Origin of the sequence: Bradyrhizobium sp. B117 (assembly GCF_038969555.1) — a bacterium.
Taxonomy (GTDB): domain Bacteria; phylum Pseudomonadota; class Alphaproteobacteria; order Rhizobiales; family Xanthobacteraceae; genus Bradyrhizobium.
Genome location: NZ_CP152414.1, coordinates 1,032,481 through 1,046,865, shown reverse-complemented (window position 1 = coordinate 1,046,865; position 14,385 = coordinate 1,032,481). Strand labels below are relative to the sequence as shown.

Here is a 14,385-nt window from a genome sequence, read left to right as displayed (position 1 = left end):
CGCGCCCCGGAATGACGCGAGGTGAGAATTACGCCCCGATCGCGATTTTCGGCTCGGCGTCCGCGTTGGCGGCCATCTCGCGCAGTGCGCGCCGGTATTCGACCGGCATCACCTTGCGGAATTTGGGCAGCCAGTCCTTCCAATTGGCAAGGATCTCGGCGGCGCGCCTGGAGCCGGTCGCCTTCGCATGGCGCGTGATCAGGACGTGCAGGCGCTCGACGTCGGAATCGAGCAGGTTCTTGAACACGTCGACCCGGCCATGCGCCTCGAGGTCACCGGAGTGGTTGTAGGTGCCGGCGTTGATCAGCTCTTCCGACAAAACCGGCTCGAGCTCGACCATGCTGAGGTTGCACAGCTTGTCGAAATCGCCGGCCTCGTCCAGCACATAGGCGATGCCGCCCGACATGCCGGCCGCGAAATTGCGCCCGGTCTTGCCGAGCACGACCACGATGCCGCCGGTCATGTATTCGCAGCAATGATCGCCCGCGCCCTCGACCACCGCGACAGCGCCCGAGTTGCGCACGGCGAAGCGCTCGCCGGCGATGCCGCGGAAGTAGCACTCGCCCGCGATCGCGCCGTACATCACGGTGTTGCCAACGATGATGCTCTCTTCCGGCACGATGCCGCCGTTGCGCGGCGGCTTGACGATGATCTTGCCGCCCGACAGGCCCTTGCCGACATAGTCGTTGGCTTCGCCCTCGAGCTCGAAGGTGACGCCGTGCGCGAGCCAGGCGCCGAAGGCCTGGCCGGCAGTGCCCTTGAGGCCGACATGGATGGTGTCGTGCGGCAGGCCCGCATGGCCGTAGATCTTGGCGACCGCACCCGACAGCATGGCGCCGGCGGAACGGTTGGTGCTGTTGATCGTGGCCTCGATCTTCACCGGCGCGCCGCGGTCGAGCGCGGGCTGCGCGTTCTCGATCAGCGTGCGGTCGAGCACCGCCTCCAGATGATGGTTCTGGCGCTCGGAGTGATAGATCTTCTGGCCCTTCTCTTCCTTCTGCTTGACGAACAGTTTTGAGAAATCGAGGCCCTTGGCCTTCCAGTGCGCGACCAGCCTGGTCTGGTCGAGCAGCTGAACCTGGCCGACCATCTCGTTGAAGGTGCGGAAGCCGAGCGAAGCCATGATCTCGCGGACTTCCTCCGCGACGAAGAAGAAGTAGTTGATCACGTGCTCGGGCTGGCCGGTGAAGCGCTTGCGCAGGACGGGGTCCTGGGTGGCGACGCCGACCGGGCAGGTGTTGAGATGGCACTTGCGCATCATGATGCAGCCGGCCGCGATCAGCGGCGCGGTGGCGAAGCCGAACTCGTCGGCACCGAGCAGCGCGCCGATCACGACGTCACGCCCCGTGCGGAAGCCGCCGTCGACCTGGACCACGATGCGGCTGCGCAGCCGCTCGCGCACCAGGGTCTGGTGGGTTTCGGCAAGGCCGATCTCCCAGGGCGAGCCGGCATGCTTGATCGAGGTCAGCGGCGAAGCGCCCGTGCCGCCCTCGAAACCGGCGATGGTGACATGGTCGGCGCGCGCCTTGGCAACGCCCGCGGCCACCGTGCCGACGCCGATTTCGGAGACGAGCTTGACCGAGACGTCTCCCGTCGGGTTGACGTTCTTGAGGTCGTAGATGAGCTGCGCCAGATCCTCGATCGAGTAGATGTCGTGGTGCGGCGGCGGCGAGATCAGGCCGACGCCCGGCGTCGAGTGCCGGACCTTGGCGATGGTCGCGTCGACCTTGTGGCCGGGCAGCTGGCCGCCCTCGCCGGGCTTGGCACCCTGCGCCATCTTGATCTGCATCATGTCGGAGTTGACGAGATACTCCGTGGTGACGCCGAAGCGGCCCGAGGCGACCTGCTTGATCGCCGAGCGCATGGAATCGCCGTTTGGCATCGGCTTGAAGCGGTCGGCTTCCTCGCCGCCTTCACCGGTGTTCGACTTGCCGCCGATCCGGTTCATGGCGATCGCCAGTGTCGTATGCGCCTCGCGCGAGATCGAGCCGAAGCTCATCGCACCCGTGGCGAAGCGCTTGACGATGTCCTTGGCGGGCTCGACCTGGTCGAGCGCTACAGGCTTGCGCTTCTCTTCGTCCGCGTTCTTGATCCGGAACAGGCCGCGCAGCGTCAGCAGGCGCTCCGACTGCTCGTTGAGGATTTTTGCGAAGGCGCGGTAGCGCTCCTGCGAGTTGCCGCGCGCGGCGTGCTGGAGCAGCGACACCGATTCGGCGGTCCAGGCGTGGTCCTCGCCGCGGCTGCGATAGGCATATTCGCCGCCGACATCGAGTGAGGTCTTGTAGACCTGCGCCTCGCCGAACGCGTCGGCATGGCGGCGCACGGCCTCTTCGGCGATCTCGGCAAGGCCGACGCCCTCGACGCGGGTATGCGTGCCCGCAAAGAACTTCGACACGAAGTCCGCCTTGAGGCCGACCGCGTCGAAGATCTGCGCGCCGCAATAGGACTGGTAGGTCGAGATGCCCATCTTGGACATGACCTTGAGCAGGCCCTTGCCGATCGACTTGATGTAGCGCTTGACGATCTCGTAGTCGTCGAGCGAGCCGGGCAGGCGATCCTTCATCGCGATGATGGTCTCGAACGCGAGGTAGGGATTGATCGCTTCGGCGCCGTAACCCGCGAGGCAGGCGAAGTGATGGACTTCGCGCGGCTCGCCCGATTCGACGACGAGGCCGACCGAGGTGCGCAGTCCGACGCGGATCAGATGATGATGCACGGCGGCGCAGGCCAGCAGCGCCGGAATCGGCACGCGGTCGGTGCCGACCATGCGGTCGGACAGGATGATGATGTTGACGCCCTCACGCACCGCGCTCTCCGCGCGCGCGCAGAGCTCGTCCAGCACCTGGTCCATGCCGGCCGCGCCGAGACCGGCGTGGAAGGTGGTGTCCAGCGTGCGCGACTTGAAGTGGGATTCGGCGACGTCGGAGATCGAGCGGATCTTTTCCAGATCTGCATCGGTCAGGATCGGCTGGCGCACTTCGAGGCGCTTGGTCGTGGCCATGCCCTGGAGGTCGAACAGGTTCGGCCGCGGCCCGATGATCGAGACGAGGCTCATCACCAGCTCCTCGCGGATCGGGTCGATCGGCGGGTTGGTGACCTGCGCGAAGTTCTGCTTGAAGTAGGTGAACAGCGGCTTGGCCTTGTCCGACAGCGCCGAGATCGGCGTGTCGTTGCCCATCGAGCCGGCTGCCTCCTCGCCCGTGGCCGCCATCGGCGTCATCAGGATGCTGATGTCTTCCTGGCTGTAGCCGAACGCCTGCTGGCGATCCAAAAGCGACAGGTTGGAGCGCACGCCGGTGGTCGGCACCTTCGGCAGCTCTTCCAGCACGATCTGGGTCCGCTCCAGCCACTCCTTGTAGGGATGGCTCCTGGAGAGCTCGGCCTTGATCTCGTCGTCCGGGATCAGGCGGCCCTGCTCGAGGTCGACCAGCAGCATCTTGCCGGGCTGCAGGCGCCACTTGGTGATGATCTGGTCCTCGGGGATCGTCAGCACGCCCATCTCCGACGCCATGACGATGCGGTCGTCCTTGGTGACGAGATAGCGCGCCGGCCGCAGGCCGTTGCGGTCGAGCGTGGCGCCGATCTGGCGGCCGTCGGTGAAGGCGATCGCGGCGGGGCCGTCCCACGGCTCCATCAGCGCGGCATGATATTCGTAGAAGGCGCGGCGCTTCTCATCCATCAAGGGATTGCCGGCCCACGCCTCCGGAATCATCATCATCACGGCGTGCGGCAGCGAGTAGCCGCCCTGCACCAGGAATTCGAGCGCGTTGTCGAAGCAGGCAGTGTCCGACTGGCCTTCGTAGGAGATCGGCCAGAGCCGGTTGATGTCCTTGCCGTAGAGCTCGGAGCTCACCGAAGCCTGGCGCGCCGCCATCCAGTTGGTGTTGCCGCGCAGCGTGTTGATCTCGCCGTTATGCGCGATCATGCGGTAGGGATGCGCCAGCGACCACGCCGGGAAGGTGTTGGTCGAGAAGCGCTGATGCACCAGCGCGAGCGCGCTCTCAAAATCCTTCTCGTGCAGATCGGGATAGTACTTGCCGAGCTGGTCGGCGAGGAACATGCCCTTGTAGATCACGGTGCGGCAGGACATCGAGCAGGGATAGTAGCCCGCAAGGCCGCGGTCGCGGCGCTGGTAGATCGCCTGCGAGATCGACTTGCGCAGGATGTAGAGCCGGCGCTCGAACTCGTCCTCGGTCTTGGCAACCCCGTTGCGGCCGATGAACACCTGCATGCAAGCGGGCTCGGTCGGCTTCACGGTGACGCCGAGCGAGGAATTGTCGGTCGGCACGTCGCGCCAGCCGAGCAGGGTCAGGCCCTCTTCCTTGATCTGGTCGGCGATGATGCTCTTGATGACGTTGCGCCAGGCGGTGTCGCGCGGCATGAACAGCGCGCCGATGGCGTATTCGCCGGGATTGGGCAGCGCGAAGCCGAGCTCCTTCGCCTTGCGGCTGAAGAAGGCGTGCGGGATCTGCACCAGAATGCCGGCACCGTCGCCGGCGCGCGGGTCGGCGCCGACCGCGCCGCGATGCTCGAGATTGCAGAGGATGCTGAGCGCGTCCGAGACGATCTCGTGCGACTTCTTGCCCTTGATGTTGGCGATGAAGCCGACGCCGCAGCTGTCCTTCTCCAGGCTCGGATCGTAGAGGCCTTCAGCGGCCGGACGGGAGTTGTGCTCCTGAATCGGATCGGCCGGTTTCGAGGCGACCGTCGCCGACAGCTGTTCTGCCACGATGTTTGCGCGCTCGAATTGCGACCCGTTCATTGTTCCTGTCCTCTCCGTGCGGCAAGCTGTCTCACCGCCATCTTCGGCGCACCTTGGGCGTTCCGCGGCACCCGCCTCTGGGTCACCGCTCGTCCGCTGCGAGCCGCATTTTCTTAAATTCAGGCCAAGGCGTTCTTCGTCCCCGAGAACGGCTTTTCCTGTTGCCTTATGGTGCTCGGAAGCACCGACTTTCGTTGCAATCCCTGTGCCGGAACCGCAAGCAAAATTGAGACAGTCTTCCTGTCCTAACCATCACCTTGCCAAATTTTTGTCTAGCACACAAGCGCGTGGAAGTCCCGATTCCCGATAAGTCAATCAATCGCTTTCCGAAAGTTGCGCAGCCCCGGTTTTGAAGCAAACGCGCCCTGATCCGGCCCAAGCGGCGCCGAAATCGCAAATGAAGCTTCGGATCGGCCCTTCGGAAGGCACGCCACGCCGCAAGAAGCGAAAGAGCGCGAGCATCCGGGGCCCTGACAGGAGCGTGTCGACCATGAAGTTTTTCACAGGATGTGTGGCCGCCGCCGCGCTGGCGATGGCTGCGACCGGGGCGCAAGCGCAGGTTCCGGCGAACGGAAGCGGCGGCGGAACCATGATCGCCGTGTCGGATTTCGACGGGCCCTATGCCCCGCCGGACGCCGCACCGCCAATGCCGCCGCGTTACGGCTATGGCTACGGCTATGAGGAGCGCGGTCCGGCCCCGGCCCTGCTGCCGCCCACCGAGGTTTACGCCGTGCTGCGGGAGAACGGCTTCTCGCCGCTCGGCATCCCGCGCCTGCGCGGCAGCGTCTACACCATCGCGGTGATCGACCGCCGCGGCGATGACGGCCGGCTCGTGATCGACGCCCGCGACGGCAGGATCATCCGCTTCATGCCGGCCGCCGATGCCTACGGCATGGCGCCTTCGTATGATGAGCCCGCGGTTGCACCTTACCGTCCGCAAAGTGCGCTGCCGCCGCCGACCATGGTCCGCGGTGGCCCGCCGCGCCCGCCTGCCCCGATCCCGCATGTCGCCAGCCGCACCGTGCCGCTCCCCAAGGCCGCCCCGCAGCGCGCCGAGGCGCCGGCGGCAGCCGCCAAGCCAGCTGAGCAGACACCACAGCAGGCCCAGCCCGCGCAGCAGACGGTGGCCGTGCAGGCCAAGCCCGCCGAAGCGGCCACACCCACCGTCGGTCAGGCCAAGCCAGCTCCGACCATCCTGCCGACGCAGGAGATGCCGGCCGCGCAGGGACTGGATTAGCGCTGCGCGTTTGATGCGATGGGATGACCACACAAACGGTGTCGTCCCTGCGAACGCAGGGACCCATACCGCGTGATTGATCGGTGCGGATGAAGAGCGAGTCCCGAACTCCGAATCATCGCCAAACTGCTCCCTGGGGTTATGGGTCCCTGCGTTCGCAGGGACGACGGCGGGGAGATAGTGGAGCAAAACAAAAGGCGCCTGAGATTGCAGGCGCCTTTTGCATTCACGCAATCACCTCAGCTCCGCGGATACCCTGCAGCTTCCAGAATCAAATTCGCCACGTCCTTCGGATGCGACACCAGCGAGAGGTGGCCGGCGTCGAGCTCGATCGTGGTGGCGTTCATGCGCTTGGCGAGGAAGCGCTCGAGATCGGGATTGATGGTGTAGTCGTTCTTCGACACCGCGTACCAGCTCGGCTTGGAGCGCCACGCGGCTTCCGTGGTGCGCCCGGCGAAGATCGAGGCGGCCGTCGGCCATTGCACGGCGTAGAGCTCCCTCGCCTGCTCCGGCTTCACGCCATTGGCGAAATACTTCAGGAAGGACTCTTCCGACAGCTTGGTGTAGCCGTCGCGCTCGACGATCCCCGCGCGCACGGGGCCGGTCGGGAATTGCTTCGAGAGCGCGACGAAATCCTCGTTCGCATCAGGCGCGCGGGCGGCGACATAGACGAGGCCGGTGACCTTCGGGTCGGTGCCGACCTGGCTGATCACGGTGCCGCCCCAGGAATGCGCAACCAGCACGGTCGGTCCGTCCTGCTCGGCGAGCTCGCGCTTGGTCGCCTCGACGGAGTCCGCAAGCGACGACAGCGGGTTCTGCACGGCGGTGACATGCAGGCCGGCGGCCTGGAGGATCGGGATCACTTCCGACCAGCTCGAGCCGTCGGCCCAGGCGCCGTGCACCAGCACGACGTTCTTGGCCTTCACGGTTTGCGGCGTCTGCGCGTGAGCGAGGCTGAGCGGGGCCGCCAACAGGCTCGCGGCGACGAAAAGGCTGCGCCAAAGTGACATGATCATCTTCCGTCTCGTTAGGGTGCGATGCCCAAAGGACGGAGCGTGAGGCCGTGGCGTTACGGTCCTCACCGTTCTGTGACGCGAGGCAAAATGAAAAAACGCCCCGGGGCACCGGGGCGTTTTCGCAACCTGGAGGTCGCTTGTCTTAGGCGGCGGCCGAGTTCTCGATCACCTGCGCCTTCGGCGTTGCGGCGTTGATCGCGATCTGGCGCGGCTTCTTGGCTTCGGGAATCTCGCGCACGAGATCGACGTGAAGCAGCCCGTTCTCGAGCGAGGCGTCCTTCACCTGCACGAAGTCGGCAAGCTGGAAGGCGCGCTCGAAGGCCCGCGCCGCGATGCCGCGATAGAGCACCTCGGACTTGCTGTTCTCGTTGGCGACTTTCTCGCCCTTGATCGTCAGCGTGTTTTCCTTCGCGACGATGGAGAGCTCATCCTTGGAGAAGCCCGAGACCGCGACGGTGATGCGGTAGGCGTTCTCGCCGGTACGCTCGATGTTGTAGGGGGGATAACCGGGGCTGCCGTCCGAACCGGCCTGGTCGAGCAGGTTGAAGAGGCGGTCGAAGCCGACGGTGGAACGATAAAACGGGGTGAGGTCGTAGGTACGCATGGTTCAAGTCCTCCATTGAGCGACTGTTCAGGTAACCCGCCCGCCAATCGGGCCGGGCTTTAGTCTGTGTGCAGCCTGATGTTCCGGTTCCGAAACACTGGTAGCGGCCTGCACGAAGGTGATATGGGTGAGTCCAGACGGCGTTCAAGAGGGCGGCATTGGCCCCTTTTCGGCGCTCCCGCCCCTTGATTTGCAGCACCTGGTGCCCACGCACGCCCCATCATGACGCTGGTCTCGATTCCGTCCAACCCCGTTCCCGAAGACGTCGTCAGCGGCACCATCAAGACGTCCGACGGCGTCGAGCTGCGCTTTGCGCGCTGGGCGCCGCCGGCGAACCGCAAGGGCACGGTCTGCGTCTTCACCGGGCGCAGCGAGCAGATCGAGAAATATTTCGAGACCGTGCGCGACCTGCGCGACCGCGGCTTTGCGGTGGCGATGATCGACTGGCGCGGTCAGGGCCATTCCGCGCGCCGCCTGCGCGATCCGCGCAAGGGCTATGTGCGCGATTTCGCCGATTTCGAAATCGACGTCGAGGCCTTCGTGCAGCAGGTGGTGCTGCCGGACTGTCCGCCGCCGTTCTTCGCGCTCGCCCACTCCATGGGCGGCACCGTGCTGCTGCGGGTGGCGCATGCGGGCAAGCGCTGGTTCGACCGCATGGTGCTGTCGGCGCCGATGATCGACCTGCCCGGCCGCACCACCTCGTTTCCGGTGCGCGCGCTGCTCAAGACGATGCGCCTGCTCGGGCAGGGCGGCCGTTACGTCCCCGGCGGCAGCGACCGCCTCACCGGGCTCGATCCCTTCATCAACAATCCCGTGACCAGCGATCCCGTGCGCTATGCGCGCAATGCCGCGATCCTGGAGGAGGACCCGACGCTGGGGCTGGCCTCGCCGACGGTGGCCTGGGCCGACACCGCGTTCGGCGCGATGCAGACCTTCAAGGGCATGAACTATCCCTCCGAGATCCGCCAGCCGATCCTGATGCTGGCCGCTTCGAACGACACCGTGGTCTCGACCGCGGCGATCGAGGAGTTCGCCTATCACTTACGCGCCGGCTCGCATCTCGTGATCGCCGGGGCCAAGCACGAGATCCTGCAGGAGCAGGACCGCTACCGCTCGCAGTTCTGGGCCGCCTTCGACGCCTTCGTGCCGGGCACGCCGCTGTTCGGGTGAGCCAACTCGCCTCCCCGGCTTTGCGGGAGAGGAAGCCTATTGCGGAAACCGCGCCGCCTTCTCCTCCAGCGGCAGCTTCAGCCCGTTCGCCAGATAGGACACCGTGCGGTAGAAGCCGCACAGCAGCATGATCTCGAGGATCTGCTCCGCGTCGTAATCGGCCGAGAGCGCGGCGAATTCTTCGTCACTCAAGGCTGCACGGTGATGCAGCGCATCGACCGCCGCGATCAGCGCCTGCTCCGCCGGCGACCAACACAGCGAGCTCGCATCGCCTTGCACGGTGGCGCGAATCTCGTCCTCGGTGAGCCGCGCCGGGCCGGCAAAGATCGCGACATGCACGCCCCATTCATATTCGCATCGGGTCAGCGCGCAGGTGCGATCGATCACGATCTCGCGCTGGCGCAAGGACAGCGGTCCCGGATCAAGAAGGCTGCCGGCGCGGAACTTGTCCCAGGCGCGGGCGTGGCCCGCCATCACCCGGAACAGCAGCAGCGGCGGCGCCCCGCGCATGATGCGGTCGAACTGCGCCTGGATCTCCGGGGGATAAGGCGCCTCCAGCGGCGCAATGCGCGGTGTGGCCTCGGACATCGGCCGTCTCCGTCTGCTACATTTACCGTAGCAGAACGCTACACTTTCTGTAGCATCGTGCAAGAGGGATTCGATGGCAAGACAGGCCGGCTCCAAGCCTCGTAGCGTCCGCGGCTCGCGCACCGGGCGGCCGATCATGGCCTTGCTCGATCTGCTCGGGCGGCGCTGGAGCCTGCGCATCCTCTGGGAATTGCGCGATGTCGCGCTCACCTCACGCAGCTTGCGCACGGCCTGCGACGAGGCGTCGCCCACGGTGCTGCAGGCGCGCCTGACGGAACTGCGCGAGGCGGGGTTCGTGGAGCTGGGCGAAGGCGGCGGCTACGGGCTGACACCGCTCGGGCGAGAACTGTGCGAGACCTTCATGCCGCTGCACCGGTTTGCGGAGCGGTGGAAGAGGTAAGGCTTCTCTTACCCTCCCCTGGAGGGGCAGGGCAAAAGCATGTGAATTTCACGAGGATTGTCTGCGGGCTTGCTCCGCCTCTCCCGCTTGCGGGAGAGGCGGACGCGCTCGCAGAGCGCGGCGGGTGAGGGCTCTTTCCTCTTGGGGATTGTCCCGTTGCGGAGACACCCTCTCCCCAACCCTCTCCCGCAAGCGGGAGAGGGAGCCCAGTGCCGATGCCGCCGCATCGTGCAAGCCATATGCAATAGCCCTGCCTGGAGGCGGAGGGTAAGAAAGCTACGCCGCCGCGACCGTCAGGTTGGCGCCGTCCACCTGCACCACCTTCACCCGCGTTCCCGCCGGCGTGTCGGGGCCTTCGACGCGCCACACGGTGTCGCCGATGCGGACCGTGCCGGAGCCGTCGATGATCGGCTTCTCCAGCGTGAACTCACGGCCGAGCAGCGCCTCGGTGCGCCTGTTGAGGAAGGGGCTGGCGCTGGCGTCCAGCTTTGGGCGGGCGAGGCGCCGCCACACCGGCACGGCCGCTGCCGCGAAGATCGCGAACATCACCAGCTGGATCTGCCAGGACATCGTGACCGCGAACGAGACCAGGCCCACCAGCAAGGCCGCAAGCCCGAGCCAGAACAGGAATACGCCCGGCGCGATCGTCTCCAGCGCCATCAGGATGAAGCCGAAGATCAGCCAATTCCAGGTGCCGAGCGATGCGAACATGTCGGTCATGACACGACCTCGTCATATTGGCGCATGCCCTCATCGGAAAACCGGTACCCACTTTTCCTGGGCATGCGCGCAAATCCCGTTACTGCGGCGGCACGGCCGGTGGTGTCGGGCCCGACGACGGCACCGAGCCGCCGCGACGGGCCGCGGCCGTAGCCGATGCGGCACTCTCCCCGAACGTCGCCTTGGCGATCTCGCCGATGCCGGCCAGCGAACCGAGCATGCTGGTCGCTTCCATCGGCAGCATGATAATCTTCTGGTTCGGCGCATCCGCGAACTGGCCGAACGCCTTGATATATTTGTCGGCGATAAAGTAGTTCAGCGCCGCGACGTCACCCTTGGCGATGGCCTCGCTAACCATTTGCGTCGCCTTGGCCTCGGCCTCCGCGGACCGCTCACGCGCCTCGGCGTCGCGGAACGCGGCTTCCTTGCGGCCTTCGGCCTGAAGAATCTGGCCCTGCTTGGCACCCTCGGCGCGCAAAATCTCGGACTGGCGCTGGCCTTCGGCGGCGAGGATGTCGGCGCGCTTGACGCGCTCGGCCTTCATCTGCCGACCCATCGCTTCGACGAGGTCGGCGGGCGGCGCGATGTCCTTGATCTCGATCCGGTTGACCTTGACGCCCCAGGGCGAGACCGCGGCATCGACCACGCGCAACAGGCGCTCGTTGATCTCGTCGCGATGCGAGAGCACCTGGTCGAGATCCATCGAGCCCATCACCGAGCGGATGTTGGTCATGGTCAGAACCGTGATCGCCTGGTTGAGGTTGGCGACCTCGTAGCTCGCCTTCGCGGCATCGAACACCTGGAAGAAGGCGACGCCGTCCACCGTCACGGTGGCGTTGTCCTTGGTGATGACCTCCTGCTCGGGAATGTCGATCACCTGCTCCATCATGTTGATCTTGCGCCCGACGCGATCGAAATAGGGCACGATCAGGTTGAGCCCGGGGCTCAGCGTCTGCGTGTATTTGCCGAACCGCTCGATGGTCCAGTCATAGCCCTGCGGCACCGTCTTCACGCCGGCCAGCAGCGTGGCGATGACGAGCAACACCAGAACAATCGCGAAAATGTCGAAGCCGCTCATATTTCCTCCAAGGCGGGAAAAACAAGGCAGGAAAGCCCTTTCCCGCGCCGTCATTGGTCGGGAGCGCGACCCTACCGGTTCAGCGGTCGCGATTCACGTCGGTATCGGCCCGATTCTGCACAAGACGGAGAGGGAGGGAATGGTCACGATATGTATTTGCAACGGGATCTTGAAAGCGCGCGAGCGGAGACCTAGCGACGAAAATTAACGAATCCGGCAAGGCGTCCGTTCGACGCCTCCATTCGATCACCTTATTCGATGACGTCGTTCGCGAGTGCGATGAGGCCCGGGGCAAGCGTGACGCCGATCGCCTTCGCGGTCCTAAGGTTGATCGCGAGCTCGAACTTGGTGGGGTTCTGAACCGGGAGGTCGGCCGCCTGCGCGCCCTTGAGGATGCGGTCGATGTAGGACGCGGCGCGTCGCAACTGCTCGGCGCTATCAGTGCTGTAGGACATCAGCCCGCCTTCGTCGACGAAGGTGCGGCTCCAGAACACCGCCGGCAGGTGCGCTTGCCCGATCGCCGCCAACAGATGCGCGCGGTTGGCCATGGTGAAGAAGTCCGGCAGGATCAGCAGGCCGCCGTCTTGCCGCGCGGCCAGCGCCGCGATCGCGGCGACGTCATGGACCGGCGCGGGCTCGACTGTCACGTGGAGGGTCCGTGCCGCCTCCTCGATCGTGCGCAGCATCAGGGGTGCGAACGGCGCGGTGGCGGGATTGTAGACGACGAAGACGCGGGACACCCTAGGCGTGACCTGAGACAACATCTCCAGCCATTTGCCGGCCAGCGGGCCGTCGTAATCGGTGAAGCCGGTGATGTTGCCGCCGGGATGAGCGAGATTTTTGACAAAGCCCTGGCTGACGGGATCGGTGACGACGGCGAACACGATCGGGATTGTCGTGGTGCGCTGGCGCAGCTCCTCCACCGAGGGCGTACCGAGCGCGAGCAGGACGTCGGGCTTGAGCGCGATCAGCTCATCGGCAAGCCGGGCGATGCGCGCGCGATCGCCGGCGCCGCTGCGCCAGTCGACCTTCAGATTGTCCTGCTCCTTCCAGCCATGGATGGCGAGCGCCTCGGCCAGTCGTGCCTGGCCGATCACCTCATCGCCCGCAATGACCGAAAGCACACCGAGCCGGCGCGTTGCGTTCGGCTGCTGCGCCATCACCGCGGTCGGCAGCGCGGCGGTCATCCCGAGAAGCGCCAGGCAGTCGCGGCGATTCAGGGGACGAAACATCAGATCCAGCCCTGAAGCTCGCGCAGCACCAGGGTGCGGATCACGTCCATCCCGGGCTCGCTGTCGTTGAGGCAGGGGATCGCGGAAAACTCTTCACCGCCATTGTGCCTGAAGATCTCGGCGTTCTCCTGCGCGATCTCCTCCAGCGTCTCGAGGCAGTCGGCGGAAAAGCCCGGCGTCACCACCGCGATGCGGCGCACGCCTTCTTTCGCCAGCCGCTCCATGGTCTTGTCGGTGTAGGGCTGCAGCCACTCGTCATTGCCGAAGCGCGACTGGAAGGTCAGCAGCAGCTTTGTTTCGTCCATGCCGAGCCTGCGGCGCAGCGCCTCGGTCGTGGCGATGCAGTGGCTCTGATAAGGATCGCCCTTGTCGACATAGGATTTCGGCATGCCGTGGAAGGAGGCGACGATCAGCTCGGGCTTGAAGGACAGCGTCGCCAGATGCGTCTCGATCGAGGTCGCGAGCGCCTCGATATAGGCCGCATCCTCATAATACGGCGGCGTCACCCGCAGCGTCGGCTGGTTGCGAAGCTGCGCGAGCACGCGGAACACCTCATCGCAGACGGTCGCCGAGGTCGAGGCGGAATATTGCGGATAGAGCGGTACGGCGAGGATGCGCTCGCAGCCCTTGGCGATCAGCGCATCGATGCCCGCCTGGATCGACGGATTGCCATAGCGCATCGCCCAGTCCACGACGACATGGGCGCGGTCCGACAGCGCGGCCGCGAGCTTGTCGGCTTGCGAGCGCGTGATGGTCTTCAGCGGCGACTCGTTGCGCTCATTGTTCCAGATCTTCCGGTAGTCGAGCGCCTTGGTGCGCGGGCGGCGGCGCAGGATGATGCCGTTCAGCACCAGCTTCCAGATCAGACCCTGGTCCTCGATGACGCGGGCGTCCGAGAGGAACTCCTTGAGGTAGACCCGCACGCCGGGCGCATCGGCCGTATCGGGTGTGCCGAGATTGACCAGGAGCACGCCGACCCGCGGGCGGCCGGACTGCACGGCCACCTTCGCGGTCTCGATGGGGACAACGTTCGTCATGGCCGTTTGCGTCGCGCGTTGCCCCGAACTTGTCAAGATGAGGCGGGTTTCGCTAGGGTCGCATCCAAGCGGGGGAGGAAAGATGACGCTCGCGGAATGGTGCGTATTCGGGGCGCTGCTGCTGTATCTGTCGACGATCGTCTCGATCAAATGGATCAGGTTTCGCGGCTTCGACAATTCACGGCCGCGCGATCCCGCCTTCTATGAGGACGCCCTCGCGCAGCGTGCGCTCGGCGCCCATCAGAACGGCATCGAGACCTTCCCGTTCTTCGCCTTCGCCGTCCTGCTCGCCGAATTCCGGGATTCGCCGCAGCGCCTGATCGACGAGCTCGCAGTGCTGTTCCTGATCGTGCGGATCGCCTATGTGCTGACCTATCTCGGCAACCGCCCGACGCTGCGCTCGATCCTGTGGAGCATCGGCTTCGCGATCAATCTCGGGATCTTCTTCATGCCGGCGTTGATGAAGTTTTTGCCGGTGTGAGCTTTGCCACCGTAGCCCGGATGGAGCCAACGGGTCGCGCGAATGCGCGCCCGATGACAG

12 protein-coding genes are annotated in these 14,385 nt (G+C 65.6%); 4 read left to right on the top strand and 8 right to left on the bottom strand.

All coding sequences use genetic code 11. The annotated features are described in order from the left end of the window. Positions 1-28: 28 nt before the first annotated feature. Entirely contained in the window at positions 29-4,762 is a 4,734-nt protein-coding gene (gene gltB / locus AAFG16_RS05075; protein WP_342737761.1) for a glutamate synthase large subunit, read from the bottom strand. A 490-nt stretch (positions 4,763-5,252) separates the two neighbouring features. Between gltB and AAFG16_RS05070 the strand changes: the two genes are divergently transcribed. Beyond that, positions 5,253-5,999, top strand: a complete 747-nt coding sequence (locus tag AAFG16_RS05070) for a hypothetical protein (RefSeq protein WP_283083791.1) — start codon at positions 5,253-5,255, stop codon at positions 5,997-5,999. Between the two features lie 239 nt (positions 6,000-6,238). On the opposite strand, the gene AAFG16_RS05065 is transcribed toward AAFG16_RS05070, so the two are convergent. Together AAFG16_RS05065 and AAFG16_RS05060 are read right to left on the bottom strand one after the other, a co-directional pair. Beyond that, the gene (locus AAFG16_RS05065; protein WP_283086809.1) at positions 6,239-7,009 is read right to left on the bottom strand and encodes an alpha/beta hydrolase; all 771 of its coding nucleotides are present in this window, start codon (positions 7,007-7,009) and stop codon (positions 6,239-6,241) included. Between the two features lie 148 nt (positions 7,010-7,157). Beyond that, positions 7,158-7,619, bottom strand: coding sequence for an Hsp20 family protein (locus AAFG16_RS05060; protein WP_283083790.1), 462 nt, complete (start codon positions 7,617-7,619; stop codon positions 7,158-7,160). A gap of 222 nt (positions 7,620-7,841) precedes the next feature. Between AAFG16_RS05060 and AAFG16_RS05055 the strand changes: the two genes are divergently transcribed. Then, positions 7,842-8,789, top strand: a complete 948-nt coding sequence (locus AAFG16_RS05055; RefSeq protein ID WP_283083789.1) for an alpha/beta hydrolase — start codon at positions 7,842-7,844, stop codon at positions 8,787-8,789. A gap of 36 nt (positions 8,790-8,825) precedes the next feature. Here AAFG16_RS05055 and AAFG16_RS05050 read toward each other — a convergent pair whose 3' ends face one another. Further along, on the bottom strand, positions 8,826-9,377 hold the full coding sequence (locus AAFG16_RS05050; protein WP_342737759.1) for a carboxymuconolactone decarboxylase family protein: 552 nt from the start codon (positions 9,375-9,377) through the stop codon (positions 8,826-8,828). Between the two features lie 73 nt (positions 9,378-9,450). Between AAFG16_RS05050 and AAFG16_RS05045 the strand changes: the two genes are divergently transcribed. Further along, positions 9,451-9,777 (top strand): winged helix-turn-helix transcriptional regulator, encoded by a 327-nt coding sequence (locus tag AAFG16_RS05045; RefSeq protein WP_342737757.1) that lies wholly within the window; start codon positions 9,451-9,453, stop codon positions 9,775-9,777. 276 nt (positions 9,778-10,053) lie between these two features. On the opposite strand, the gene AAFG16_RS05040 is transcribed toward AAFG16_RS05045, so the two are convergent. From AAFG16_RS05040 to hemH, 4 genes are all read right to left on the bottom strand, one after another. After that, positions 10,054-10,497, bottom strand: coding sequence for an NfeD family protein (locus AAFG16_RS05040; RefSeq protein ID WP_342737755.1), 444 nt, complete (start codon positions 10,495-10,497; stop codon positions 10,054-10,056). A 79-nt stretch (positions 10,498-10,576) separates the two neighbouring features. Beyond that, complete coding sequence (locus AAFG16_RS05035) at positions 10,577-11,575, bottom strand: SPFH domain-containing protein (RefSeq protein ID WP_342737753.1); 999 nt, start codon at positions 11,573-11,575, stop codon at positions 10,577-10,579. Between the two features lie 251 nt (positions 11,576-11,826). Continuing rightward, positions 11,827-12,795, bottom strand: a complete 969-nt coding sequence (locus AAFG16_RS05030) for an ABC transporter substrate-binding protein (RefSeq protein ID WP_342740851.1) — start codon at positions 12,793-12,795, stop codon at positions 11,827-11,829. An 11-nt stretch (positions 12,796-12,806) separates the two neighbouring features. Beyond that, a complete protein-coding gene (gene hemH / locus AAFG16_RS05025) occupies positions 12,807-13,844 on the bottom strand; it encodes a ferrochelatase (protein WP_342737751.1) in 1,038 nt (345 codons plus the stop codon). 82 nt (positions 13,845-13,926) lie between these two features. Here hemH and AAFG16_RS05020 point away from each other — a divergent pair, with 82 nt between their 5' ends. Next, positions 13,927-14,325, top strand: a complete 399-nt coding sequence (locus tag AAFG16_RS05020) for an MAPEG family protein (protein WP_342737749.1) — start codon at positions 13,927-13,929, stop codon at positions 14,323-14,325. The last annotated feature ends 60 nt before the right edge of the window (positions 14,326-14,385 follow it).

Coding starts and splice junctions, on each gene's coding strand:
- AAFG16_RS05055 (WP_283083789.1), top strand. CDS start 7,842: ATGACGCTGGTCTCGATTCCGTCCAACCCCGTTCCCGAAGACGTCGTC.
- AAFG16_RS05065 (WP_283086809.1), bottom strand. CDS start 7,009: ATGTCACTTTGGCGCAGCCTTTTCGTCGCCGCGAGCCTGTTGGCGGCC.
- AAFG16_RS05035 (WP_342737753.1), bottom strand. CDS start 11,575: ATGAGCGGCTTCGACATTTTCGCGATTGTTCTGGTGTTGCTCGTCATC.
- AAFG16_RS05050 (WP_342737759.1), bottom strand. CDS start 9,377: ATGTCCGAGGCCACACCGCGCATTGCGCCGCTGGAGGCGCCTTATCCC.
- AAFG16_RS05070 (WP_283083791.1), top strand. CDS start 5,253: ATGAAGTTTTTCACAGGATGTGTGGCCGCCGCCGCGCTGGCGATGGCT.
- AAFG16_RS05060 (WP_283083790.1), bottom strand. CDS start 7,619: ATGCGTACCTACGACCTCACCCCGTTTTATCGTTCCACCGTCGGCTTC.
- gltB (WP_342737761.1), bottom strand. CDS start 4,762: ATGAACGGGTCGCAATTCGAGCGCGCAAACATCGTGGCAGAACAGCTG.
- AAFG16_RS05040 (WP_342737755.1), bottom strand. CDS start 10,497: ATGACCGACATGTTCGCATCGCTCGGCACCTGGAATTGGCTGATCTTC.
- AAFG16_RS05020 (WP_342737749.1), top strand. CDS start 13,927: ATGACGCTCGCGGAATGGTGCGTATTCGGGGCGCTGCTGCTGTATCTG.
- AAFG16_RS05045 (WP_342737757.1), top strand. CDS start 9,451: ATGGCAAGACAGGCCGGCTCCAAGCCTCGTAGCGTCCGCGGCTCGCGC.
- hemH (WP_342737751.1), bottom strand. CDS start 13,844: ATGACGAACGTTGTCCCCATCGAGACCGCGAAGGTGGCCGTGCAGTCC.